Below are 24326 nucleotides of genomic sequence, written 5' to 3'. Positions count from 1 at the left end.
CAGGCTCGCAGGAGGCACGTCGTGTCGATCCATGTCGCATTGCATCACGTCACGCATTACCGCTACGACCGCGCGGTCGAACTCGGCCCGCAGATCGTTCGCCTGCGCCCGGCGGCCCACAGCCGCACGCGGATCCTTTCCTATGCGCTGAAGGTTTCGCCCGAGCAGCATTTCATCAACTGGCAGCAGGACCCCCAGGGCAATTACCTGGCGCGGTTGGTGTTTCCCGAGAAAACCCGGGAGATGCGGATCGAAGTCGACCTGCTGGCGGAAATGGCGGTGTTCAATCCGTTCGACTTCTTCCTCGAGCCCTACGCCGAGAAGATTCCGTTCACCTACGCGGCTGACGAACGCAAGGAGCTGGCGCCTTACCTGGAAACCCTGCCATTGACGCCGAAGTTCCAGGCCTATCTGGAGGGCATCGACCGCACGCCGTTGCCGGCGGTGGATTTCCTGGTGGCGCTCAACCAGCGCCTGAGCGAAGACATCAACTACCTGATCCGCATGGAGCCCGGTGTCCAGACCCCGGAGCACACCCTTGAGCACGCGTCCGGCTCGTGCCGCGACTCGGCCTGGCTGTTGGTCCAGTTGCTGCGAAACCTCGGCTTGGCCGCGCGGTTTGTCTCCGGTTACCTGATCCAGTTGACCGCCGACGTGAAGAGCCTCGATGGCCCGTCCGGCACCGACGTGGATTTCACCGACCTGCATGCCTGGTGCGAGGTCTACCTGCCCGGTGCCGGCTGGATCGGCCTGGATGCGACCTCTGGGTTGTTCGCCGGTGAAGGCCACATCCCGTTGGCCTGTAGTCCCGATCCGTCCTCGGCGGCACCGATCAGCGGCCTGGTGGAGCCGTGCGAGTGCGAGTTCAGCCACGAAATGTCCGTCGAGCGTGTCTGGGAAGCGCCGCGGGTAACCAAGCCTTACACCGATGCCCAATGGCTGGCGATCCAGGCCCTGGGGCGGCAGATCGATGCCGACCTGCTGGAGGGCGACGTGCGCCTGACCATGGGGGGCGAACCGACCTTTGTCTCCATCGATGACCCGGATGGCGCCGAGTGGAACACCGCGGCACTTGGGCCGGACAAGCGTCGGCTCTCCGCCGAGCTGTTCCAGCGCATGCGCAACCACTATGCGCCTAAGGGGCTGGTGCATTTCGGCCAGGGCAAGTGGTACCCCGGCGAGCAATTGCCGCGCTGGTCGCTGAACTGTTATTGGCGGCGTGACGGGGTGCCGATCTGGCACAACAGCGCGTTGATCGCCGACGAGCAGCAAGATTACGGCGCCGATGGCGAACTCGCTGGACGCTTCCTGGCAAGCGTTGCCGAGCGTTTGAAAATCCCTGCGCGGTTCGTGTTTCCTGCCTACGAAGATAATTTCTATTACCTCTGGCGCGAGGGTGCGTTGCCGTCGAACGTCACGGCCGAAGACCCGCGCCTGGAGGATGCCTTGGAGCGTGCGCGGTTGCGCAAGGTCTTCAGCCAGGGCCTGGACAAGGTCATCGGCCAGGTCCTGCCGTTGGCCCGCACCGCCAAGGGCGATCAATGGCAAAGCGGTCGCTGGTACCTGCGGGACAACCACTGTCGCCTGGTGCCGGGGGATTCGCCCCTGGGCTATCGCTTGCCGCTGGCGTCCCAGCCTTGGGTGACGGCGGCCGAGTACCCGTTCATCCATCCCACCGACCCGAACCAGGACTTGCCCGAACTGCCCGGCACCGAGCAGTTGGCGCGTCACGGCGAGCCGGCGGCCGAGCAGGAACGTGTCCCGGAGATCGACAAATCCGCCGACTGGCTGACCCGCACCGCCTTTTGTGCCGAGGCCCGCGAAGGCCGGCTTTACTTGTTCATGCCGCCGCTGGAGCGGGTCGAGGATTACCTGGAGCTGGTCAGTGCCATCGAGGCGACGGCTGAGGAGTTGCACTGTCCGGTGCTGTTGGAGGGCTACGAGCCGCCAAGCGATCCGCGCCTGAGCAATTTCCGCATCACCCCCGACCCTGGTGTGATCGAGGTCAACGTGCAGCCCTCGGCGAGCTGGGATGAACTGGTCGAACGCACTGAGTTTTTGTACGAAGAAGCGCGACAGACCCGGCTGACCACCGAGAAATTCATGATCGATGGCCGGCACACCGGCACCGGTGGCGGTAACCACTTCGTACTGGGTGGCGCGACACCGGCGGATTCACCGTTCCTGCGGCGTCCCGACCTGCTGCGCAGCCTGATCAGTTACTGGCATAACCACCCGTCGTTGTCCTACTTGTTTTCCGGATTGTTCATCGGCCCGACGTCCCAGGCGCCCCGCGTGGACGAGGCGCGCAACGACGCGTTGTACGAGCTGGAAATCGCCTTCGCGCAAATGCCCCAGTCCGGCGAGGAATGCCCGCCGTGGTTGGTGGACCGCTTGCTGCGCAACCTGTTGATCGACGTGACCGGCAACACCCACCGTGCCGAATTCTGCGTCGACAAGCTCTATTCACCGGACGGCGCCACCGGGCGTCTCGGCCTGTTGGAGTTGCGTGCGTTCGAGATGCCGCCCCACGCCCGCATGAGCCTGGCCCAGCAGTTACTGCTGCGGGCACTGGTGGCGCGGTTCTGGCGCGAGCCGTATGCGCCGGAGAAACTGGCGCGTTGGGGCACCGAGCTGCATGACCGCTTCCTGTTGCCGCACTTTATCGAGCAGGATTTTGCCGACGTCATCCACGAACTGAACGCCGTCGGCTACCCGCTGCGGGCCGAGTGGTTCGCCGCGCACCTGGAGTTCCGTTTTCCCAAGGTGGGCGATTACGCGGTCAGCGGCATCGAGCTGCAATTGCGCCAAGCCCTCGAACCTTGGCATGTGCTGGGAGAAGAGGGCGCGGTGGGCGGCACCGTGCGTTATGTGGATTCGTCCCTGGAGCGTTTGCAGGTCAAGCTCAGCGGCCTGGCGCCGCAACGCTACCTGCTGACCTGCAACGGCGTTGCGGTGCCGTTGCAACCGACCGGTCGAGTCGGCGAGTTCGTCGCCGGGGTGCGGTTCCGTGCCTGGCAACCGGCCAACTGCCTGCAACCGACCATCCCGGTGCATGCGCCGTTGGTTTTCGACGTGCTCGACACCTGGATGCAACGTTCCGTGGGCGGCTGCCAGTATCACGTGGCCCATCCGGGCGGGCGCAACTATGACAGCCTGCCGGTGAACGCCAACGAGGCCGAGAGCCGGCGCATGGCGCGTTTCTTCCGGCTCGGACATACACCGGGGAAACTGCCGATACCGAGCCTGGCGGTGGATGACGAGTTTCCGCTCACGCTCGATCTGCGACGTTTTCCAGGGGCGCCAAAGCGCTAGGTGGACCTTGTGGCGAGGGAGCTTGCTCCCGCTCGGTTGCGCAGCGACCGTAAAATCTTGGGGCTGCTGCGCAACCCAGCGGGAGCAAGCTCCCTCGCCACAATGATTGCAGTCTCAAAGCCCAGGTCGGATCCAACACAAACACACCTATCCGGGCGTCATGCGCTTGCGCTAGTCTCACCTTTCATTGCTGTCTGCCGAGCTTTCCATGCCTGACCTGCTTGACCGTTACCCGCTGACGACGGGCACCTATCACGAATTGCTGGACGACAGCGGTGCGGTGCGTGCGCACTGGCGGCGGCTGTTCGACCAGTTGCAGCGCAGCACGCCGGCCCAACTGCTGCAGCGTCAGGCCCTGCTGGCCCGGCAGATCCAGGAAAACGGCGTGACCTACAACGTCTACGCCGATCCGAAAGGCGCCGACCGGCCATGGGAACTGGACCTGCTGCCCCACGTGATCGACCCGCAGGAATGGAAACATCTGCAAGCTGGGATTGCCCAGCGTGCGCGACTGCTCAATGCGGTGCTGGCCGACCTGTATGGGCCGCAGCGGCTGATCAGTGAAGGGTTGTTGCCGGCGGAGTTGGTCTTCGGGCACAACAATTTCCTCTGGCCTTGCCAGGGCATCGCGCCACCGGACGGCAGCTTCCTGCACTTGTACGCGGTGGATCTGGCACGCACGCCCGATGGTCGCTGGTGGGTCACGGCGGACCGGACCCAGGCGCCTTCGGGGGCCGGGTACGCGCTGGAAAACCGCACGATCGTTTCCCGCGCCTTCCCCGACTTGTACCGCGACCTCAAGGTGCGGCACCTGTCCGGTTTTTTCCGCACCTTGCAGGAAACCCTGGCGCGACAAGCGCCCAGCGACGGCGAGTCGCCGCTGGTGGTGCTGTTGACACCGGGGCGGTTCAACGAAAGCTATTTCGAGCATCTTTACCTGGCGCGCCAACTGGGCTATCCGCTGGTGGAAGGCGGCGACCTGACCGTCCGCGACGCCACGGTCTATCTCAAGACCCTCAGCGGCCTGCGCCGGGTCCATGCCATCATGCGCCGGCTCGACGACGATTTCTGCGACCCCTTGGAGCTGCGCACCGATTCGGCCCTCGGCGTGCCGGGCTTGCTCGAAGCGGTGCGCCAGGGCCGGGTGCTGGTGGCCAATGCCCTGGGCAGTGGCGTGCTGGAATCGCCGGGCCTGCTGGGGTTCCTGCCGAAGATCAACCAGTACCTGTTCGGCGAAGAACTGCTGCTGCCGTCCATCGCCACCTGGTGGTGCGGCGAGCCGCCGGTGCTGGCCCAGGCCCTGGAAAAATTGCCGCACTTGTTGATCAAGCCGGCGTTTCCCTCCCAGAGTTTCAGCCCGGTGTTCGGTCGCGACCTGAGCGAGGCGCAGCGCGCCCAACTGGCGGCGCGCATGCAGGCACGGCCCTATGCCTATGTCGCCCAGGAACTGGCGCAGCTGTCCCAGGCGCCGGTGTGGCAGGCCGAAGATGGCCAGATCCAGCCGAGGGCAATCGGCATGCGCATGTATGCCGTGTCCGGGAAAGACGATTATCGGGTCCTGCCGGGTGGCCTGACCCGGGTGGCCGCCGAGGCCGACGCCGAAGTGGTGTCGATGCAGCGCGGCGGCGCCAGCAAGGACACCTGGGTGCTGAGTGAGCAGGCCCCCGGCGGTGAACAATGGAAGGCCCAGCGAACCGTAGGGGTTCATGACCTGGTTCGACGTGATCCGTATCTGCCTTCGCGGGTGGTGGAAAACCTGTTCTGGTTCGGCCGCTACTGCGAGCGTTGCGATGGCAGCGCGCGGTTGCTGCGGATCATGCTGGCGCGTTATGTCGACGGCGATGATCCACAGGCCTTGGAATCGGCGGTGGCCTTGGGCGAAAGCCTGATGCTGCTGCCCGAAGAGGGCGAATTGCCCGAGCGTTTGCTGGCGGCGCTGCTGGGGGACGACTGGTCGTTCAGCCTGCGTTCCAACCTGCAGCGCTTGCAGTGGGCCGCCTCGCAGGTGCGCGGCAAGCTGTCCCGGGAGAACTGGCAGGCGCTGGTGGAATTGCAGCGCGAAGCCATGGAGCTGGAAACCGAGGAGGCGGATTTCGGCGAGTTGCTGGACTTCCTCAATCGGTTGGTGATGTCCCTGGCGGCGCTGTCCGGCTTCGCCCTGGACGACATGACCCGCGACGAAGGCTGGCGCTTCCTGATGATCGGTCGGCGCCTGGAGCGCCTGCAGTTTCTCAGCAGCAGCCTGGCGGCGTTCCTTCGCAGCGATGCGGTCTTCGACCAGGCCGGGCTGGAGTGGTTGTTGGAACTGGGTAACAGCAGCATCACCTACCGCTCGCGCTATTTGGCGGTGGCCCAGCTGATCCCGGTGCTGGACTTGCTGCTGCTGGACGAACAGAACCCCCACGCGGTGCTTTTCCAATTGAAACTGGTGACCCGCACCCTCAAGCGCTTGAACGATGATTTCGCCGCGCCCCGGGAAACCGCCTTGCCGGAGTTGGTCGCACGCCTGTCGCGCTTTGACCTGCGTTGCCTGGAGAACCCGTTGTTCGGTGAAGCCAGCCTGCGCGCCGCACTCGATGGGCTGGCCGACCTGTTGCAGGAAGTGGCCGATGTCAGCGGCCAGGTGTCCGATCGCCTGGCCTTGCGTCATTTCGCCCATGTCGATGATGTCAGCCAACGCACGGTGTCCGTCTGATGAACGCTCGTTACCAGATTCTCCACGACACCCATTACCACTACGACAGCCCGGTGTCCCTGGCCCAGCAGCTTGCCCATCTGTGGCCACGGGCCTGTGATTGGCAGCGTTGTACTGAGCGGCAGTTACTCATCAGTCCGGAACCGACGACCCGGCGCGATGAACAGGATGTGTTCGGCAATCCGCTGACCCGCCTGGCCTTCGAGCGGCCCCATGATGAATTGTTGGTCAATGCGCGCCTGAGCGTCGAGGTGCTGGCCCGCCCTGAGCTGGATTTCAACCTGTCCCCGGCCTGGGAGTCGACTTGTAACGCGCTGACCTACACGGGCCGGCCATTGGCGGCGCCATTGCTGGAGGCGTGCCGTTACCGTTTCGAGTCACCCTACGTGCACCTCAAGCGCAGCTTCGTCGAATTCTCCGAAAGCTGCTTTGCGCCAGGGCGACCGTTGATGATGGGCGTTCGAGCGCTGATGGAAAAGATCTTCGAGGAATTCACCTTCGATGCCGAGGCGACCCAGGTGGCGACGCCGTTGGTGGAGGTGCTGGAGCGGCGACGGGGGGTTTGCCAGGACTTCGCCCACTTGATGCTGGCCTGCGTGCGCTCTCGCGGCTTGGCGGCACGTTACGTCAGCGGCTACCTGCTGACCCAGCCACCGCCCGGCCAGCCCCGGCTGATTGGCGCCGATGCGTCCCATGCCTGGGTCTCGGTGTATTGCCCGGTATTGGGTTGGGTGGATTTCGACCCGACCAATAACGTACAGCCGGCGCTGGAACACATCACCTTGGCCTGGGGCCGGGATTTTTCCGATGTGTCGCCGTTGCGCGGGGTGATCTTGGGGGGCGGTACGCATGATCCCGAAGTGCGGGTGACGGTGATGCCGTTGGAGTCATGAATCAATTGCCCAGTGAAATACCTGTGGCGAGGGAGCCTGCTCCCGCTTGGTTGCGCAGCAACCGCTCAAATACCTGGGGGGCCGCTACGCGGCCCAGCGGGAGCAAGCTCCCTCGCCACAGGAAACACTCATTAACAGCGAGTCCCGTTATGTTCCCGGTATCCATCAAAGGCGTGCTGCAATCCCTCGAAGGCCTGGTTGTGCTGATGCTCAACGAGCGGGATGAGTGGGAGCTGCCCGGCGGGCGGATCGAGCTGGGCGAAACGGCGCCGCAATGCCTGGCGCGGGAGATCGCCGAGGAGCTGGCGGTCGAGGTGAGTGTGGGGGAGCCGCTGGATTCGTACCTGTTCGAGGTCATTGCCGGCAAGCACGTCTTCATCTCCACGTACCGCTGCCAGTTGCTGGGCGGTTTCGTGCCGACCATCAGTCATGAGCACAAGGAGATCGGGCTGTTCGCGCCGGACCAATTGCCGGTGAACCTGCCTGCGGGTTATCGCCTGTCGATTATCAAGGCGCTGAGGTTGTGAGGGCCGGCAGCGAGGCTGCCGGTCCTGGACACAAAACCGGGGGGCCGGATCGGATCATCGGGCCCTGGAGGAGTCAGGCGTCGGGAGCCTGATCTTTCGGTGCATCGACATCATCGTCTGCCGCCACTTCACCCTCGGCATCGGGGTTCAGTGCTGCTTCATCGGCGGTTGCTTTCTTGCGCTGGAGCTTTTCCTCTTTCTTCTGCTCCTTGGCCAAGTCTCTCTGACGTTTGGCGAAGGAATAATTGGGTTTGGCCATGGGCGATCCTCTGGGGTCGAAGGTGAGGTTGAGCGGCGCATATTCTGCCCTGTATCGGGGCCGAGCCGTTAGCTGGGTTTTTGTTCGGCCCACTTTGGCTGCACGGACGGTTGCCATTCGTCCAGGGCATCGAGCAGGTTCTGCGCGGATTCGCTCACTTGCAGCATGTCACGATGGGGCGTGCGGACGAAGCCTTCGCCGACGATATGATCGAGAAAAGCGGTGAGCTTGCCGTAGAAACCGTTCACTTCCAGCAGCCCCAGCGGTTTGCCGTGGTAGCCGAGCTGGCCCCACGTCCAGACTTCGAACAACTCCTCCAGCGTGCCGAGGCCGCCGGGCAGGGCGATGAAGGCATCGCTGAGTTCAGCCATGCGCGCCTTGCGGGCGTGCATGCCGTCCACCACTTCCAGGCGGGTCAGGCCGCTGTGGCCGATCTCCTTGTCCTTCAGGCTTTGCGGGATGATGCCGATGACTTCGCCGCCAGCGGCCAGGGCCGCATCCGCGACAATCCCCATCAGTCCCACAGCGCCGCCGCCGTAGACCAGGGTCAGTTTTCGTTCCGCCAAGGCGCGGCCGAGGGCCTGCGCCGCTTCACGATACGCGGGAGTGGTGCCAGTGCTGGCGCCGCAAAATACACAAACAGACGCGATGGACATGCTTTACTCCGTGGTCAGTCACCGCGCCAGAGTAAAGCCTGGCCTGTGTTGCGCAAAGGACTTAAACCTCGCGCCGGGGCTTTTCGTAGGTACCGCTGGCGCCGCAGGCGTAGGCGGCGAGCAAGCTGCACAGCAGGCTGTTGACGTTCATGATGATCGCTCCAGAAGATGATGGGCCTGATCATAGGGCCGCCTCATACTTCTGGCTGGTTGATTCTGTCCATCAGGCTGATAGGCTTAAGTTGTATACAATCTTTGACTCAGGTCATAGGAACTTGCCGGAAAATCAGGCAGTCTTTTCCTTTGACGGAATTTTGTTAACCATGCCTTGGAGATTCACGATGTTTGCCAAACTTGTAGCAGTATCCCTGTTGACACTGGCCAGCAGCCAACTGATGGCAGCGGAGTGCAAGACCACCATCGACTCGACCGACCAGATGTCCTTCAGCACCAAGGCCATCGAGATCGACAAGAGCTGCAAGACGTTCACTGTTGAGCTGACGCACTCGGGCAATTTGCCAAAAAACGTCATGGGCCATAACTGGGTGCTGAGCAAGGAGGCTGACATGCAGCCGATCGCCACCGATGGTCTGAGCGCCGGTATCGACAAGAACTACCTCAAGGACGGTGATGCTCGTGTCATCGCCCACACCAAACTCATTGGGGCCAAGGAAACCGACTCGGTGACCTTCGACGTGTCGAAACTCAGTGCTTCCGAGAAGTACGGCTTCTTCTGCTCGTTCCCGGGCCACATCTCGATGATGAAGGGCACCGTTACCCTGAAGTAACCACCGCCTATCCTGTGGGAGCCGAGCTTGCTCGCGATGGCGTCAGCGCATTCCATATCAATGCAAGCTGACCCATCGCTATCGCGAGCAAGCCCGCTCCCACATTTTAAACTTGATCCGACACAACTCTTGTATTCGATGAAGCCCCCTGTGGGAGCGAGCCTGCTCGCGAAAGCGGTGTGTCAGTCAGCAATGATGTCGCTGATGCGACGCCTTCGCGAGCAGGCTCGCTCCCACAGGGATTGTCACACCGTCGCGGTGGTTACGGGGCGTACGGCATCACGCGCTTGTGCTCGGTCTTGCGATAGGTATCACAAATGATTTTTGCCGCCTCTTCGCGAATCGGTTGGCCGTGCAGGAACGCATCGATCTCGGCGTAGGTCACGCCGTGGGAGGCTTCATCCGGCTTGCCGGGCGACAGGTCTTCAAGGTCGGCGGTGGGGACTTTTTCCACCAGCGATTCCGGCGCGCCAAAATCCCGGGCGATGGCCCTGACCTGGTTTTTCACCAGGCCGCTCAACGGAGCCAGGTCGCAGGCGCCGTCACCGAACTTGGTGAAAAAACCCATGACCGCTTCAGCCGCATGGTCAGTGCCGATCACCAGGCCCTGCTCAGCGCCGGCGATGGTGTACTGCGCCACCATGCGCATCCGCGCCTTGGTATTGCCCAGCACGAAATCCCGCGACACCGCCGCCTTGCCCTCGAACGCCGCGACTTGCTCGGCCAAGGCCTTGACCGCCGGGCCGATGTTGACGGTATGGCGCTCGTCCGGGTCGATGAAGTCCACGCAGGCCTGGGCTTCATGTTCGTCGAACTGGGTTTCGTACGGCAGGCGCACGGCGATGAACTTGTAGGCCGCGTTGCCGGTTTTCTCCCGCAGTTCGCGCATGGCGCGTTGGGCCAGCAGCCCGGCGGTCAGCGAGTCGACGCCCCCGCTGATGCCCAGCACGAGGGACTTGAGCCCGGAATTGACCAGGCAATCCTGGATAAAGCTCACTCGCCGGGCGATTTCGGCCTTGAGGGCGGCGTCATTGGCGAACGGTGGCTGGACCTTGAGCTGTTCAGCAATCTCACGCTGTACGGCTTGCATGAATTCACTCCTTGCTTGATGCGTCTGAAAGGGCGGCAGGTACTTGGAAAACGTGTCGCATGTAGGCGACGAAATTCGGGTCCTTGCAGTGGGTCTTGCCGGGCTCATCGGAAATCTTGGCCACGGGTTGCCCGGCACAGCTGATCATTTTAAGCACGATGCTCATGGGCTCGACACCCGGGATGTCGCAAGTCAGGTGGGTGCCGATACCGAAGCTGACATTAATGCGACCACGCAACGCCCGAAAAATCTCCAGGCATTTGGGCAATGTCAGGCTATCGGAGAACACCAGGGTCTTGCTCATCGGGTCGATGCCGAGCTTGTGGTAGTGGGCAATGGCTTTTTCAGCCCAGATCACCGGGTCGCCCGAGTCATGGCGCAAGCCGTCGAACAGCTTGGCGAAGAACAGATCGAAATCCTTGAGGAAGGCGTCCATGGTGATGCAATCGGTGAGTGCGATACCCAGCAGGCCTCGGTATTCACGCACCCAGCAATCGAGGGCGGCGATCTGGCTGTCGATCAACCGCGGGCCCAGTTGCTGATGGGCCATGATCCACTCGTGGGCCATGGTGCCGAGGGGTTTCATGTCCAGTTCCCGGGACAGGTGGACGTTACTGGTGCCGACGAAACGCCCGGGAAAATCGTGCTTGAGGACGTTGACCACTTCTTCCTGAACGCGGAAGGAAAACCGACGACGGGTGCCGAAGTCCGCGACTTGCAGCTCGGACAGCTCATCGGCGCTGGCGTTGGCGCTCAACCAGTCGAACTTGCGGTACAGCTGCTCGCGGGTCTGTTCCAGGACGACTTCACGGTAGCGATAGCGATTGCGCACTTCGCTGACGATGGCCAACAGCGGCACTTCGAACAGGATCACATGCAGCCACGGTCCGCGCAGGCGGATGAACAGCTCGCCGTTGTCGATGCCGGTGTGCACGTAGCGCAGGTTGAAGCGAAACAGCCCCAGGAACCGCAGGAAATCCGGCTTGAGGAAGCTGATGCGCTCCAGGAAACCGAGCTGGTCGGCGCTCAGGTTCAACTCCGCCAAGCGCTCGATCTGGAAGCGGATCTCCGCCAGGTACGGACGCAGGTCTTCGCTGTTGCGGCAACGGAACTCCCACTCGACTTCGACGTTGGGGTAGTTGTGCAGCACCGCCTGCATCATCGTCAGTTTGTAGAAGTCGGTGTCGAGCAGGTTCTGCACGATACGATCGGCAAATACGCTCTCGCTCATAGGGTTCTCCAGACAGGCCGCAGCCGTGGGCAGCGAAGTTCGGCAGTTCAGTGAACGGCTAGTGGCGCATAACCGTGGTGGGTTTTGCCAGCGATTTTTTAACAGTCCTCAGACCTTTGCGGGAGCGCGCTTACTGTGGCGAGGGAGCTTGCTCCCGCTGGAGTGCGAAGCGCTCCCCTTTTTTTGCGGGTGCTTCGCACCCGAGCGGGAGCAAGCTCCCTCGCCACGGGTTTTGTGTGGGGTGCCGTTATTGCGGTACCTCCGGGCTGGCGATCTGCTCCAGCATCCACTCCACGAAAAGCCGCACCTTGGGTACTTCCGCCGAATGCTCCGGATAGGCCAGGTAATAGGCGCTGGTGCTGGGCATCGCGTGGGGCCAGGGGATGACCAGCTTGCCGTCGGCCAGTTCTTCTTCCACCAGGAACCGTGGCAGCAGGGCGACGCCACAGCCGACCTGGGCGGCGCGAATGCACATGTAGAAGGTTTCGAAACGCGGGCCGTGGTAGCTGTGTTCGGTGTGGTAGCCCTGGCTGTCGAACCAGTCGTGCCAGGCCTGGGGTCGCGAGGCGTTTTGCAGCAGCACCAACTCGGCCAATTGGGTCGGGTCGGTGAAGGGCTGGCCGGGTAGGCTGCCGGGCGCGCAGACTGGCACCAGCTCCTCGTCGAACAGTCTCAGGGACTCGGTGCCGGGACGTGAACCCTGGCCGAAGTAGAACGCCAGGTCGCTGCGCCCCTGCTGCAAGTCGTCGGCTTCCTGCTCGCTGCACAGGTCCAGATGAATTTTCGGATGACGCAGGCGCCAGCCTTTCAGGCGCGGGACCAGCCAGCGAGCCCCAAAGGTCGGGGGCGTGGAAACACGCAGGACTTCGGTGTCGCCACCGTAGGACCGCAGGTAATGGGTAGACATCTCCACCTGGGTGAGGATTTTTCGTACTTCCCCCAGATACAAATCCCCGGCCGGTGTCAGCTGCAAGCGACGGCGCACGCGCCGGAACAGCAGGTGCTGCAACAATTCCTCGAGCTGGGCGACCTGTTTGCTGACGGCACTCTGGGTCAGGTGAAGCTCTTCGGCGGCACGGGTAAAGCTCAGGTGGCGGGTCACGGCTTCGAAGCACTGGAGGGCGGTGATCGACGGTAAATAGCGCTTATTGAGCATGACGAGGGCCTTTTTCTTGTTGCTCTATAAATCGAGTCAGGGGCAGCATGAATAAACGGAATGATATCTCGCTTAATGGTCGTTTGTTGGCAAGACTCGAGCCAGCTAAAACTAGAGGCCTGAGCAGAGGGTAATTGCCCGCCTGCCAATCTTTTATCGCTCGTTTAGAGGAGTTACCCATGGTTGCTGCATTGCTTGATCGTCTGGGCGTCAATCCGGCCTTGTACCAGGGCGGCGCACAGCCGGTGCATTCGCCTATCGATGGCAGTCGTATCGGTGCCGTGAACTGGGAAGGCGCCGCTGAGGTCGAGCAGCAGGTCAGCCGTGCCGAGCATGCCTTCGACCTGTGGCGCAAGGTGCCGGCCCCGCGTCGCGGCGAGCTGGTGCGTCAATTCGGCGATCTGTTGCGTGAATACAAGGCCGATCTCGGCGAACTGGTGTCCTGGGAAGCCGGCAAGATCACCCAGGAAGGCCTGGGTGAAGTGCAAGAGATGATCGATATCTGCGACTTCGCCGTCGGCCTGTCCCGCCAGTTGTACGGTTTGACCATCGCCTCCGAACGCCCGGGCCACCACATGCGTGAATCCTGGCATCCGCTGGGCGTGGTCGGGGTGATCAGTGCCTTCAACTTCCCCGTCGCGGTCTGGGCCTGGAACACCACGCTGGCCCTGGTCTGCGGCAACTCGGTGATCTGGAAACCCTCGGAAAAGACTCCGCTCACCGCCCTGGCGTGCCAGGCGCTGTTCGAGCGCGTGCTGGAGAACTTCAGCGACGCGCCACCGTACCTGAGCCAGGTGATCATCGGCGGCCGCGATGCCGGTGAAGCCCTGGTGGATGACCCGCGCGTGGCGTTGATCAGCGCCACCGGCAGCACCCGCATGGGCCGTGAAGTGGCGCCGAAAGTCGCTGCGCGTTTCGCCCGCAGCATCCTGGAGCTGGGCGGCAACAACGCCATGATCCTGGCGCCGAGCGCCGACCTGGACATGGCCGTGCGCGCCATCCTGTTCAGCGCCGTCGGCACCGCCGGCCAGCGTTGCACCACCCTGCGTCGCCTGATTGCCCATGAGTCGGTGAAGGAAGAGATCGTCACCCGCCTCAAGGCCGCCTATTCGAAAGTGCGCATTGGCCATCCGCTGGAAGGCAACCTGGTCGGGCCGCTGATCGACAAGCACAGCTTCGAGGGCATGCAGGACGCGCTGGAGCAGGCCTTGAGCGAAGGCGGTCGTGTGTTTGGTGGCAAGCGCCAGCTTGAAGACCAATTCCCGAATGCCTATTACGTCTCGCCGGCCATCGTCGAGATGCCCGAGCAGAGTGATGTGGTGCGCCATGAAACCTTCGCGCCGATCCTGTATGTGGTCGGCTACAAGGACTTTGCCGAGGCCCTGCACTTGAACAATGCCGTGCCCCAAGGCCTGTCGTCCTGCATCTTCACCACCGACGTGCGTGAAGCCGAGCAGTTCATGTCGGCCGTGGGCAGCGACTGTGGCATCGCCAACGTCAACATCGGCCCGAGCGGCGCGGAAATCGGCGGCGCGTTCGGCGGCGAAAAAGAAACCGGCGGCGGTCGCGAATCCGGCTCCGACGCCTGGCGCGGCTACATGCGCCGCCAGACCAACACCGTGAATTACTCGCTGGAGTTGCCGTTGGCGCAGGGGATTACCTTCGATTAAGGCTTGAGCCAAGCGGTGATCCCATGTGGGAGCGGGCTTGCTCGCGAAAGCGGACTGTCACTCAACATTAGTGTCGACAGGCCCACTGCCTTCGCGAGCAAGCCCGCTCCCACAAATGGAATGGTGTAGTGGTTAGGTTTCTTTTTTGGAGTCTGGCAATGCCGTTACGCGAAGAATGTCTGTGGGAAAAACTGACGCCGCAAAGGCCTGAAAACACGGCGCTCACCGGTGAAATCACGGTGGATGTCTGTGTGATCGGCGCAGGCTTCACCGGGCTGTCGGCGGCGGTGCACTTGCTCGAACAAGGCAAGCGCGTGGCTGTGCTGGAAGCCCATCGGGCCGGGCAGGGCGGGTCGGGACGCAACGTCGGCCTGGTGAACGCCGGGCTGTGGATCCCGCCGGATGACATCGAGGCCGGGTTCGGCGAGGCGGTGGGCAGCCAGCTCAACCGCATGCTGGGGGCTGCGCCAGCCTTGGTGTTCAGTCTCATCGATAAATACAGCATCGATTGCCAGTTGCGTCGCGAAGGCACCCTGCACATGGCCCATAACGCCCGGGGCGAGGCCGACCTGCGCAGTCGCGAAGCACAATGGAAACGCCGTGGCGCCCCGGTGGAGTTGCTCACCGGCCAGGCCTGCGCGGAGGCGACCGGCACCTCGAAAATCGCTGCGGCATTACTCGACCGCCGCGCCGGCACGCTCAACCCGATGGCCTACACCAGCGGGTTGGCCAAGGCCGCAACGGACCTGGGCGGCCAGTTGTTCGACCATTCCCCGGTGACCCGCCTGGAACGCCAAGGCCAGCGCTGGTCGGTGCAAACCGCCCAGGGTTCGGTGCTGGCCGAGCAGGTGGTGATTGCCTCCAACGCCTACACCGAGGGCGACTGGACCGAGCTGCGGCGCAATTTTTTCCCTGGCTATTACTATCAGGTCGCCTCGGTCCCGCTGACCGACGAGGCCGCCCGCCGCATCCTGCCAGGCGGCCAGGGTTCGTGGGATACCCGCCAGGTGCTGAGCAGCATCCGCCGGGACAAGGACGGCCGCTTGCTGCTGGGCAGCCTGGGCAACGGCAACCGCAAGCCGACCTGGTTCCTCAAGGCCTGGGCCGACCGAGTACAGCAACACTATTTTCCTTATCTCAAGCCGGTGGAGTGGGAATGCACCTGGACCGGTTGCATCGCCTTCACCCCCGATCATCTGATGCGCCTGTTCGAGCCGGCCCCCGGGCTGGTGGCCGTGACCGGCTACAACGGCCGAGGCGTGACCACCGGTACGGTGGTCGGCAAGGCGTTCGCCGATTACCTCTGCCATGGTAACGCCCAGGCCCTGCCGATCCCGTTCGCGCCCATGCAGCCACTGGCCGGGGTGGGGTTGCGCAGTTGCCTGTATGAGGCCGGTTTTTCGCTGTATCACGCGGGCCAGTGCCTGCGGATCGTCATTTGAGTGTTGAAAATTGTTGCTGGAACCCGCGTTTTCCGGCGTAGCGTCTAGCCTGTTATGGTGCGGCTTGTAGCAGTCGCGCACCGACAGTGTGCAGTTCGGTGACGTGGGTTGTTACACAGTGGTTGCACGCCGTTTCGTGTGATGGTTGCAATGATGGCTCACGGAGGGTTTCACCCATTTAAATAAAAGGTTGCACCTCGTGCGGTTTAGACGGTTGCACGCCCCATGAAAAAGGGCTCGAAACAGTCGAAATAACAATAAAGCAGCGACTTTTTTCAGAATAAAAAACCGATGGCACGGCCCTTGCTCTGAGCTTTTCAGTGAAATGAAGTCGCAGTGCCAACTAAAAAAAACCTTGGAGCACCACCTCATGTCCCAGACGTTTTACAAGAAAGGTTTCCTGGCCCTCGCAGTGGCAGCTGCATTGGGTGTTTCTGCGTTTGCTCAAGCTGATGTGAAATTTGGTGTGGCGGGGCCGATGACCGGCGCCAACGCTGCATTTGGCGAGCAGTACATGAAGGGTGCGCAGGCAGCGGCCGATGTCATCAACAAAGCAGGTGGCGTCAATGGCGAGAAGATCGTACTGGTTGCCGGCGACGATGCTTGCGAGCCCAAGCAGGCCGTGGCCGTGGCCAACCGCTTGGTTGACCAGGACAAGGTGATCGGCGTGGTCGGGCACTTCTGCTCGTCCAACACCATCCCGGCCTCCGAGGTCTACGACGAAGCCGGCATCATCGCCATCACCCCCGGCTCGACCAACCCGGCCGTGACCGAGCGCGGCCTCAGCGCGATGTTCCGCATGTGCGGTCGTGACGACCAGCAGGGCATCGTGGCCGGCGACTACATCGTCGACGTGCTCAAGGGCAAGAAAGTCGTTGTCCTGCATGACAAGGACACCTATGGCCAAGGCCTGGCGGATGCCACCAAGGCACAACTGATCAAGCGCGGCGTGACCCCGGTGCTGTACGAAGGCCTGACCCGTGGCGAGAAAGACTTCAGCGCCGTGGTCACCAAGATCCGTGGGGCTGGCGCCGACGTGGTCTACTTCGGTGGCCTGCACCCAGAAGCCGGCCCGCTGGTTCGCCAGTTGCGTGAGCAAGGCCTCAAGGATGTGAAGTTCATGTCCGATGACGGCATCGTTACCGACGAACTGGTCACCACCGCTGGCGGCGCGCAATACGTCGATGGCGTGTACATGACCTTCGGCGCCGACCCGCGCCTGCTGCCAGACAGCAAGGTCGTGGTCGAGGAGTTCCGCAAGAATGGCACCGAGCCTGAAGGCTACACCCTGTACGCCTACGCTTCGGTCCAGGCCCTGGCCGCCGGCTTCAACGGCGCCAAGTCCAACAAAGGCGAGGATGCGGCCAAGTGGCTCAAGGCCAACCCTGTCCAGACCGTGATGGGCAAGAAGGAGTGGGACACCAAGGGCGATCTGAAAGTCTCCGACTACGTGGTCTACCAGTGGGACAAGGACGGCAAATACCACCAGTTGGAAAAACAGAAGTAATTTGAAGGGATGACTAGCCTGTGGCGAGGGAGCTTGCTCCCGCTGGGGCGCGTAGCGGCCCCAAAAAGGGGACTGCTGCGCAGTCCAGCGGGAGCAAGCTCCCTCGCCACGGAGACTGTGTTCACCCTGTCCTGATTGGCATTAGCCAAAGGCCCGTCTGTTTTTTTCTACGAGCCGCACATCCTTTGGCGCTGGGCTTCGAACCCGTCGTCGCGTCCCCGGGATGTGCTGTCTCACTGCGTGAGATTGCGTTATGGATGGTATTTTCCTGCAGCAACTGATCAATGGCCTGACCCTCGGGTCGGTCTATGGTCTGATCGCCATAGGCTACACAATGGTCTACGGCATCATCGGCATGATCAACTTCGCCCATGGCGAGGTTTACATGATTTCCGCTTACCTCGCGGCAATCAGTCTGGCTCTGCTGGCTTACTTCGGTATTGAATCCTTTCCGCTAATGATCCTTGGCACCCTCGTGTTCACGGTCGTGGTCACCGGCGTATACGGCTGGGTCATCGAACGCGTCGCCTACAAACCCCTGCGCAACTCCACCCGGCTGGCACCGCTGATCAGTGCCATCGGCATCTCGCTGATCTTGCAGAACTATGCACAAATCAGCCAGGGCGCCCGCCAACAAGGGATCCCGACGCTGCTCGAAGGCGCCATGCGCGTCGACATCGGCAGCGGTTTCGTCCAGCTCACCTACACCAAGATTTTCATCCTGGTCGCTGCGTTCGCCGGGATGGCCGCGCTGACCTACATCATCAAATACACCAAGCTCGGGCGCATGTGCCGCGCCACCCAGCAAGACCGCAAGATGGCCTCGATCCTGGGGATCAACACCGACCGGGTGATTTCCTACGTTTTCATCATCGGTGCAGCCATGGCGGCCCTGGCCGGCGTGCTGATCACCATGAACTACGGCACGTTCGACTTCTATGCCGGCTTCATCATCGGCATCAAGGCGTTCACCGCAGCGGTACTCGGCGGCATTGGCTCCCTGCCTGGGGCGATGCTCGGCGGGATCATCCTCGGGATCTCCGAGTCGCTGTTCTCCGGTCTGATCAACTCTGACTACAAAGACGTGTTCAGTTTCTCGCTGCTGGTGCTGATCCTGATCTTCCGTCCCCAAGGCCTGCTGGGTCGCCCACTCGTGGCGAAGGTATAAGTATGTCTGCTGCCAATAAACCGCTTGATATCAAACAGAGCGTCATCGACGCGATCCTGGCCGGCCTGATCTCGCTGATCGTGTTCGGGCCGATTGTCGGCGTGGTGCTCGACGGCTACAGCTTCAACCTTCAACCGGCCCGGGTCGGCTGGTTGGTGGCGATCGTGATGATCGGCCGTTTTGCCTTGAGCCTGTTCCTGCAAACCCCCAAGGGACTGAAGATTCTCCAGGGCTTCGAAAGCACCGGCTCCGGCGTGCATGTGCTGCCGCCGGACTACAAGTCGCGCCTGCGCTGGATCATCCCGGCGCTGATCGTGATTGCCATCGTGTTTCCGTTCTTCGCCAACAAATACGTGCTCACCGTGGTCATTCTCGGCCTGATCTACGTGTTGCTGGGCCTGGGCCTGAACATCGTGGTCGGCCTGGCGGGGCTGCTCGACCTGGGTTACGTGGCGTTCTATGCCATCGGTGCCTATGGCCTGGCGCTGGGCTACCAATACCTGGGGCTGGGTTTCTGGACCGTATTGCCGCTGGCGGCCATCGCGGCGGCGATGGCGGGGTGCATATTGGGATTCCCGGTGTTACGAATGCACGGTGACTACCTGGCCATCGTGACCCTGGGGTTCGGTGAGATCATCCGGTTGGTGCTGAACAACTGGCTGTCGTTCACTGGCGGGCCGAATGGCATGCCCGTGCCGTCGCCAACCTTTTTCGGCCTGGAGTTCGGCCGGCGAGCGAAAGATGGCGGGGTGCCGTTCCATGAGTTCTTCGGCCTCGACTACAACCCCAACATCAAATTCCTGTTCATCTACATCGTGCTGTTCATCACGGTATTGCTGGTGCTCTACATCAAGCATCGCCTGACCCGCATGCCGGTCGGACGTGCCTGGGAAGCCCTGCGCGAGGATGAGATCGCCTGCCGCTCCATGGGCCTGAACCATGTGCTGGTCAAGCTCTCGGCCTTCACCATCGGCGCGTCCACGGCTGGCCTGGCCGGGGTGTTCTTCGCCAGTTACCAGGGCTTCGTCAACCCATCGTCGTTCACCTTCTTCGAGTCGGCGTTGATCCTGGCGATCGTGGTGCTGGGCGGCATGGGGTCGACGGTCGGCGTGGTGATTGCCGCCTTCGTGCTCACCGTGGCGCCGGAGCTTTTGCGCAGTTTCTCTGAATACCGGGTGCTGCTGTTCGGCGTACTGATGGTGTTGATGATGATCTGGCGCCCGCGCGGCTTGATCCGTATCAGCCGTACCGGTGTGACGCCGCGCAAGGGGGTAGCGCCATGAGCGAAGTCGTACTCAAAGTTGAAAACCTGATGATGCAGTTCGGTGGCATCAAGGCCCTCAGCGATGTCAGCCTGCAGGTCAAGCGCAACTCGATCTTCGCGCTAATCGGCCCCAACGGTGCGGGCAAGACCACGGTGTTCAACTGCCTGACCGGTTTCTACAAGGCTTCGGGCGGCAAGATTGAACTCAACGTGCGCGGCGAGCAGACCAACGTCATCAAGTTGTTGGGCGAAGCGTTCCGCCCGACCGACTTCGTCTCGCCGAAATCCTTCGCCAGCCGGCTGTACTACAAGATGTTCGGCGGCACCCACCTGGTGAACCGCGCCGGCCTGGCGCGTACCTTCCAGAACATTCGTTTGTTCAAGGAAATGTCGGTGCTGGAAAACCTGCTGGTGGCCCAGCACATGTGGATCAACCGCAGCCTGGTGGCGGGCATCCTCAACACCAAGGGCTATCGCAAGGCCGAAAGCGACGCCCTGGACCATGCGTTCTATTGGCTGGAAGTGGTGGACCTGGTGGATTGCGCCAACCGTCTGGCGGGCGAGCTTTCCTACGGCCAGCAACGCCGCCTGGAAATCGCCAGGGCCATGTGCACGCGCCCACAGATCATCTGCCTCGACGAACCGGCCGCCGGCCTCAACCCTCAGGAAACCGAAGCGCTGAGCGCGATGATCCGGCTGCTGCGCGATGAGCATGATCTGACCGTGGTGCTGATCGAACACGACATGGGCATGGTAATGAGCATTTCCGACCACATCGTGGTGCTGGACCACGGCAACGTGATCGCCGAGGGTGGTCCCGAGGCGATTCGCAACGATCCGAAGGTGATCGCGGCCTACCTGGGTGCCGACGAAGAGGAACTGGTATGAGTGGACCTATCCTCGAACTCAAGGAGTTGGACGTGTTCTACGGGCCGATCCAGGCCCTGAAGAAAGTCTCGATGCACATTGGCGAAGGCGAGACCGTGAGCTTGATCGGCTCCAACGGTGCCGGCAAGTCCACGCTGTTGATGTCGATCTTTGGCCAGCCCCGCGCGGCGGGTGGGCAGATCATCTACCAGGGCGTGGACATCACCCACAAGTCCTCCCACTACATCGCCTCCAACGGCATCGCGCAGTCGCCAGAAGGGCGGCGGGTTTTCCCCGACATGACGGTCGAGGAAAACCTGCTGATGGGCACCATTCCCATCGGTGACAAATACGCCAGCGAAGACATGCAACGCATGTTCGAGCTGTTCCCGCGGCTCAAGGAGCGCCGCAACCAGCGGGCCATGACCATGTCCGGCGGCGAGCAGCAAATGCTCGCCATCGCCCGGGCATTGATGAGCCGGCCGAAGTTGTTGTTGCTCGATGAGCCGAGCCTGGGGTTGGCGCCGATCGTGGTGAAACAGATCTTCGCCACCCTGCGTGAACTGGCCTCCACCGGGATGACCATTTTCCTAGTGGAACAGAACGCCAACCACGCCCTCAGGCTGTCGGACCGGGCTTATGTGATGGTCAATGGTGAAATCCGCCTGACCGGCACCGGCAAGGAACTGCTCGCCAACGAAGAGGTGCGCAACGCGTACCTGGGTGGGCATTGAGGCGGTTGAAGCAATGAAAAAAACCGGCGAGTGAATCGCCGGTTTTTTTATCTCTCCCAAACACCACCATCCCTCTGTGGGAGCGGGCTTGCTCGCGAAAGCGGTGGATCAGACATATTGATGTCGACTGACACGCCGCGTTCGCGAGCAAGCCCGCTCCCACAGGGGGAATTTGTATGGTTTCAGGAATTGTGGACAACAATCCTGAGCCCCTGCGAAACCGCGACATAAAGTCGCCGCAAACAGTTGTTTTGTCACGGTTTTGACTTGTCCCCGTTTGCTGTGGAACTGGCTGTGGGTAACGTGGGAGTAGCTGGCTGAAAGCCTTTGATTACGTGGCTTGCAGGGCTGTGATCGTTTTTTGATCAGGCGTTTTCGGTCAAGCGTGAGCGGCAGTTGTCAACAGTTTTGTGAGCACTGGAATGGGCCCGGAAGTCTATCGGTAATCCTGTGGATAAGTCTGTGATTAAACTCTGGAAAGACCGCGCTGAGGGCCGTGGTTACTGGCTTGGAGCCATCGCCTCTGGGGCGCTGACTTATAGCAGATAACTTGCGTTGCACAACCTGAGTTGCAGGGTCAAGCGAAAAAATTTTCCAAATACCCCGCAAAGCCTTATGCACAGCGGCCTGTGGGGTTTGCACTTGCCCCCGATTACTGTGGACGTGCCTGTGGATAAGGTGCGGGCAACCGGCTGCGGGCCTTGCTGGGCAAGGTCTGGCGCGGATTGGTTGTTTTATGAGCAGATGTGGGCCAAAAGCACGTGTGCAAACCTTGCCCCCGACGTATCAGGCCGGGCATGCTGTGGGCCGATTCCATTCAACGGCTTTTGAAGTTCCAACAAGGAGAACACGATGTCTGACACTCTGTTTATCACCGGCGCGACATCCGGTTTTGGTGAAGCCTGTGCCCGACGTTTTGCCGAGGCCGGTTGGAAACTGGTGCTGACCGGTCGTCGTGAAGAACGCCTCAATGCCCTTTGTGCCGAGCTGTCGAAGCAGACCGAAGTCCATGGCCTGGTCCTGGACGTACGCGATCGCAAGGCCATGGAAGAGGCCATCGCCAACCTGCCGCCGTCCTTCGCCACGTTGCGCGGGCTGATCAACAACGCCGGCCTGGCCCTGGGCGTCGACCCGGCGCCCAAGTGCGACCTCGATGACTGGGACACCATGGTCGACACCAACGTCAAAGGGCTGATCTACAGCACCCGCCTGCTGTTGCCGCGCCTGATCGCCCACGGCCGTGGCGCCGGGATCGTCAACCTGGGTTCCATTGCCGGCAACTACCCGTATCCGGGCAGCCATGTGTATGGCGCGAGCAAGGCGTTCGTCAAACAGTTCTCCCTGAACCTGCGTTGCGACCTGCAAGGCACGGGCGTGCGAGTGAGCAACATCGAGCCGGGCCTGTGCGAAAGCGAATTCTCCCTGGTGCGCTTCGGTGGCGACCAGGCGCGTTACAACGCGACCTATGCCGGCGCCGAGCCGATCCAGCCACAAGACATCGCCGACACGATTTTCTGGGTGCTCAACACGCCGGCGCACATCAACATCAACAGCCTGGAGCTGATGCCGGTGAGCCAGACCTGGGCTGGGTTTGCGATTGAGCGTAACAAGGCCTGACCGCTGACGTACTTGAGCTGGAAATGTTGAGCCCTTGTGGCGAGGGAGCTTGCTCCCGCTCGGCTGCGAAGCAGTCGTAAGCTTTTTAGGGCCGCTGCGCGGCCCAGCGGGAGCAAGCTCCCTCGCCACAGTGGGGGTCAAGCCAGATAATCGGCCAGCCCGCGATAGCAGGTCAGCAGGTGATACGGCGTGGTGGACGGCATGTCCCGGCGGCTGACAATGCCGTCGGCGTCGAGGCATTCGTTCCAGCCTTTGCCATGCAGGAATTGTTGCCGCAACGCCTGTAGTTGATGTAGCAATGCCCCCTGATTGTCCGGGCGCAAAGTCAGCGCCCGCAGGTATTCCGCCTGGGCCCAGATGCGTTGGGTGGCATCCCGTGGGCCTGCTTGTGTGTCCACCGCCAGCATCGCGCACACCGCGCCGGAATCCGGATCGACGCCGCGTTGTTCGGTATGGCCGAAGCTGCGCTCCAGGGCGGTGTGCAACTTGCCGTTGCGCAACAGCGGCGATGAGGCCAGCAAGTAATACCATTCGAACTGGTGGCCCGGCTCGAACCAGTTATCCACAGCCTTGAGCGGTTTTTCCATCATGACCCGCTGCTGCGGATCGATGAAGTGCTTGGCCATCCCGTCGCACAAGTCCAGCAACGCCTGGCGGACGTTGGCATCTTCGCGGACCGAGAGGGTGGCGAGAAACGCTTCGGCCAGGTGCATCAACGGGTTTTGCAAAGGGCCGGAACCCGTCGTCGACCAATCGCGCTTGAGGCTGGCTTCGTAGAGACCGTCGACGCTGGCAAAGCGCCGGGCGATGACTTCCAGGCTCGCGTTGAGCACCGATTCCACCAGCGGTTCGCGGACCTTGCCCCAGTAATGGGCGCAGGCGAACAGGATAAACGCGTGGGTATAGAGGTCCTTGCCGGTGTCCAGCGGCGCGCCTCGCGGGTCGATGCTGTAGAACCAGCCGCCATGTTCGGCATCGTGGAAATGACGCTGGAGCGAGCGGAACAGTGCGCTGGCCCGTTCCTCGGCCTGGGGCACTTCGCCAATCAGGCTCGCAAACACATACAGTTGTCGCGCACAGGCCATGGCCCGGTAGCGCTGGGGCGGCAGCGGCGCATGTTCGGCATCCAGGGATTCATAGGGCAGCGCCAGTTCGGCATTCCAGCCCGGGCCTTGCCACATCGGCACGATCACGTCGTGAAAATGCTGCCGCACTGTTGCGAACAGGGCGGTCAATTCAGGCGGGGGAGCGGGGCGGGAAGCATCAGGCATGGGCGGACGTCGTCACGGCTTGGGGGCGATTGCGCGACATGGTAGCAGAGTGGCAGGCCTGGGGAGATGGGGTGGCTATCAGGCCGCCTTCGCGAGCAAGCCCGCTCCCACAGGGTACGGTGTACAGCGATCAAGCTGCGGGAGCAGGCTCACTCCCACAGGAGGCGGCGTACACC

General features: G+C 62.1%; 19 protein-coding genes. 13 read left to right on the top strand and 6 right to left on the bottom strand.

Going from position 1 to position 24326, the window contains the following annotated elements; translation table 11 throughout:
• The first annotated feature begins 21 nt into the window (after window positions 1-21).
• From M1D99_RS27055 to M1D99_RS27040, 4 genes are all read left to right on the top strand, one after another.
• On the top strand, window positions 22-3315 hold the full coding sequence (locus tag M1D99_RS27055; RefSeq protein ID WP_434572730.1) for a transglutaminase family protein: 3294 nt from the start codon (window positions 22-24) through the stop codon (window positions 3313-3315).
• 208 nt (window positions 3316-3523) lie between these two features.
• Window positions 3524-6010 carry a circularly permuted type 2 ATP-grasp protein gene (locus tag M1D99_RS27050; protein WP_186707849.1) on the top strand — a complete coding sequence of 829 codons (2487 nt, stop codon included), beginning with the start codon at window positions 3524-3526 and terminating at the stop codon, window positions 6008-6010.
• Window positions 6010-6903 (top strand): transglutaminase family protein, encoded by an 894-nt coding sequence (locus M1D99_RS27045; RefSeq protein ID WP_434572728.1) that lies wholly within the window; start codon window positions 6010-6012, stop codon window positions 6901-6903. The genes M1D99_RS27050 and M1D99_RS27045 overlap by 1 nt, the downstream gene beginning before the upstream one ends.
• A gap of 149 nt (window positions 6904-7052) precedes the next feature.
• Window positions 7053-7430, top strand: coding sequence for an NUDIX hydrolase (locus tag M1D99_RS27040; RefSeq protein ID WP_434572726.1), 378 nt, complete (start codon window positions 7053-7055; stop codon window positions 7428-7430).
• A 73-nt stretch (window positions 7431-7503) separates the two neighbouring features.
• Here M1D99_RS27040 and M1D99_RS27035 read toward each other — a convergent pair whose 3' ends face one another.
• Complete coding sequence (locus tag M1D99_RS27035; RefSeq protein ID WP_186707843.1) at window positions 7504-7689, bottom strand: hypothetical protein; 186 nt, start codon at window positions 7687-7689, stop codon at window positions 7504-7506.
• Between the two features lie 68 nt (window positions 7690-7757).
• Window positions 7758-8345 (bottom strand): LOG family protein, encoded by a 588-nt coding sequence (locus M1D99_RS27030; protein WP_458131060.1) that lies wholly within the window; start codon window positions 8343-8345, stop codon window positions 7758-7760.
• Window positions 8346-8686: 341 nt separating this feature from the next.
• Between M1D99_RS27030 and azu the strand changes: the two genes are divergently transcribed.
• Window positions 8687-9133 (top strand): azurin, encoded by a 447-nt coding sequence (gene azu, locus M1D99_RS27025; protein ID WP_458131059.1) that lies wholly within the window; start codon window positions 8687-8689, stop codon window positions 9131-9133.
• A 262-nt stretch (window positions 9134-9395) separates the two neighbouring features.
• Here the strand turns inward: azu and nadE are convergent, their stop codons facing one another.
• The 3 genes from nadE to M1D99_RS27010 all read right to left on the bottom strand — a co-directional run bounded on the left by nadE (window position 9396) and on the right by M1D99_RS27010 (window position 12610).
• Window positions 9396-10223: an ammonia-dependent NAD(+) synthetase gene (nadE, locus tag M1D99_RS27020; RefSeq protein ID WP_458131058.1), complete on the bottom strand. Its 828-nt coding sequence runs from the start codon at window positions 10221-10223 to the stop codon at window positions 9396-9398.
• 4 nt (window positions 10224-10227) lie between these two features.
• On the bottom strand, window positions 10228-11454 hold the full coding sequence (gene pncB, locus M1D99_RS27015) for a nicotinate phosphoribosyltransferase (RefSeq protein ID WP_186707835.1): 1227 nt from the start codon (window positions 11452-11454) through the stop codon (window positions 10228-10230).
• Window positions 11455-11701: 247 nt separating this feature from the next.
• Window positions 11702-12610 carry a LysR family transcriptional regulator gene (locus M1D99_RS27010; protein WP_411386352.1) on the bottom strand — a complete coding sequence of 303 codons (909 nt, stop codon included), beginning with the start codon at window positions 12608-12610 and terminating at the stop codon, window positions 11702-11704.
• Between the two features lie 179 nt (window positions 12611-12789).
• On the opposite strand from M1D99_RS27010, the gene amaB reads away from it, so the two are divergent.
• The 8 genes from amaB (at window position 12790) to M1D99_RS26970 (ending at window position 22879) form a co-directional block, all read left to right on the top strand.
• Window positions 12790-14280 carry an L-piperidine-6-carboxylate dehydrogenase gene (amaB, locus tag M1D99_RS27005; RefSeq protein ID WP_434572719.1) on the top strand — a complete coding sequence of 497 codons (1491 nt, stop codon included), beginning with the start codon at window positions 12790-12792 and terminating at the stop codon, window positions 14278-14280.
• A 158-nt stretch (window positions 14281-14438) separates the two neighbouring features.
• A complete protein-coding gene (amaA, locus tag M1D99_RS27000; protein ID WP_434572717.1) occupies window positions 14439-15722 on the top strand; it encodes an L-pipecolate oxidase in 1284 nt (427 codons plus the stop codon).
• A 370-nt stretch (window positions 15723-16092) separates the two neighbouring features.
• Window positions 16093-17229: a branched-chain amino acid ABC transporter substrate-binding protein gene (locus tag M1D99_RS26995; protein WP_186707826.1), complete on the top strand. Its 1137-nt coding sequence runs from the start codon at window positions 16093-16095 to the stop codon at window positions 17227-17229.
• A gap of 253 nt (window positions 17230-17482) precedes the next feature.
• Entirely contained in the window at window positions 17483-18397 is a 915-nt protein-coding gene (locus M1D99_RS26990; protein WP_053117953.1) for an ABC transporter permease subunit, read from the top strand.
• Between the two features lie 2 nt (window positions 18398-18399).
• Complete coding sequence (gene livM, locus M1D99_RS26985) at window positions 18400-19680, top strand: high-affinity branched-chain amino acid ABC transporter permease LivM (protein ID WP_186707824.1); 1281 nt, start codon at window positions 18400-18402, stop codon at window positions 19678-19680.
• Complete coding sequence (locus M1D99_RS26980; protein ID WP_434572714.1) at window positions 19677-20549, top strand: ABC transporter ATP-binding protein; 873 nt, start codon at window positions 19677-19679, stop codon at window positions 20547-20549. Before livM ends, M1D99_RS26980 begins: the two co-directional genes overlap by 4 nt.
• Complete coding sequence (locus M1D99_RS26975) at window positions 20546-21262, top strand: ABC transporter ATP-binding protein (RefSeq protein ID WP_018606262.1); 717 nt, start codon at window positions 20546-20548, stop codon at window positions 21260-21262. The genes M1D99_RS26980 and M1D99_RS26975 overlap by 4 nt, the downstream gene beginning before the upstream one ends.
• Before the next feature lie 852 nt (window positions 21263-22114).
• The gene (locus tag M1D99_RS26970; RefSeq protein WP_186707822.1) at window positions 22115-22879 is read left to right on the top strand and encodes an SDR family oxidoreductase; all 765 of its coding nucleotides are present in this window, start codon (window positions 22115-22117) and stop codon (window positions 22877-22879) included.
• Between the two features lie 137 nt (window positions 22880-23016).
• Here M1D99_RS26970 and M1D99_RS26965 read toward each other — a convergent pair whose 3' ends face one another.
• Entirely contained in the window at window positions 23017-24150 is a 1134-nt protein-coding gene (locus M1D99_RS26965) for an AGE family epimerase/isomerase (protein ID WP_434572711.1), read from the bottom strand.
• Window positions 24151-24326: the final 176 nt, after the last annotated feature.

Source organism: Pseudomonas sp. R3-41 (assembly GCF_054161485.1).
This window is presented reverse-complemented; position numbering and strand designations above follow the sequence as displayed.